The following is a 1,291-nucleotide window of genomic DNA, read 5'->3' as shown; positions in this document are numbered from 1 at the left end:
TATTGATGTATTGAAATCAAATGGCATTCAAATCAGTATGGATGGGAAAGGACGATGAATGGATAATGTGATGATTGAGCATTTATGGCGCAGCGTGAAGCATGAGGAAGTCTATTTGAAGGCTTACGATACGGTTAAACAGGCGAAACAATCAATTGCTGAATATTTGGATTTTTATAACATGATACGTCCTCATTCAAGTTTGAATAAGGCAACACCGAATGAAATTTATGATCAACATTTACTAAAAGTAATGGCAGCATAATTTAAATATTTAGAGCGGATTTATCACTTATAAAACTAAATTGAGTGGTCTAATTAACGGAACCACATTAGATGACCAATTTGTTGTACGGTAAATTTTAGGTGTAGGCTTATTCATCTGAGAATTATATTGCTGAATAAGCCTTAAGAGGTAGATTTATGCAACCAAGCCATGTGTGTATAGAATTTTGGTGACTATTCACATTTCTGTTCCATGATTCATGGTTATTTATTACTTATTTTACTATGTCATGGGCGATACAAGAATTAAGGTAACCTTATGAAAATAGCGAATACGAAATTACTAGTTGGTGGTTTTATGGCCCTAACTTTAACTATGCTTAGCCCTGCCGTACTTGCAAATGATAACAATGATATTCGAAAGACTGTTGTAGTTAAGTTTGCAAAAAAAGCTTACTCTGCAAATTATTACGGGAGGCTAGATGGATACAAGTATGATTCCTACAAATTTTATGCTAAAAAAGGGCAAAAGTTAAAAGTGACGTTGACTGGAGGAAATATTGAAACTTACTTATGGGGTAATCAATTAAAAGACTCTATCAATCTTGGAGAATATTCTCCAGAGCTTGATGATAATGGTGTTTATATTTTACCTGCTTCAGGTGAGTATGAAATTAGAGTATTACAACCTAGATCACAGGCAAGAAAAGATAAAAAACCTCAATACTGGATGAGTATTAACATTAAATAAAGACTTGCTAGATTCGTTTAAACTTTTATACAAGGGTTCAAAAACTATTGCCAGTTAAGCAGGGCGTGATTTTTACGTATATGTATTTATGTTAGTAAAATGATGTAGTTTACTTGTTTAATACCCCGAGGAATAATTTAATCTTGCTGTGCGTTAGTCACTTTTCTTTCAAAAGTTGATTATATCTTTCAGCGTAACCGTCGTGATATTCAAGCCCTTTTGATAGCAATTTGCAGTGGCTTTGTTGCACAAAGATTTGAAATACAAAGCCCCCTAATTGAGCCAAATTTAAGGCGTAACTTGGGTAAGTGGTCG

Annotated in this window: 1 protein-coding gene and 1 pseudogene; both read left to right on the top strand. The window is 33.8% G+C overall.

Annotated features, from left to right (window positions below):
* Positions 1-265: pseudogene (locus OKC24_RS19675) on the top strand (integrase core domain-containing protein); the annotation flags it as partial.
* A 279-nt stretch (positions 266-544) separates the two neighbouring features.
* On the top strand, positions 545-976 hold the full coding sequence (locus tag OKC24_RS19670) for a PPC domain-containing protein (protein ID WP_130114586.1): 432 nt from the start codon (positions 545-547) through the stop codon (positions 974-976).
* Positions 977-1,291 lie beyond the last annotated feature (315 nt).

Source organism: Acinetobacter entericus (genome assembly GCF_026168575.1).
In the GTDB taxonomy this organism is placed as follows: Bacteria; Pseudomonadota; Gammaproteobacteria; order Pseudomonadales; family Moraxellaceae; genus Acinetobacter; species Acinetobacter bouvetii.
This window is presented reverse-complemented; position numbering and strand designations above follow the sequence as displayed.

What these genes read in the sequence shown, in the direction of transcription:
- OKC24_RS19670 (WP_130114586.1), top strand. Translation starts at nt 545, where the DNA reads ATGAAAATAGCGAATACGAAATTACTAGTTGGTGGTTTTATGGCCCTA.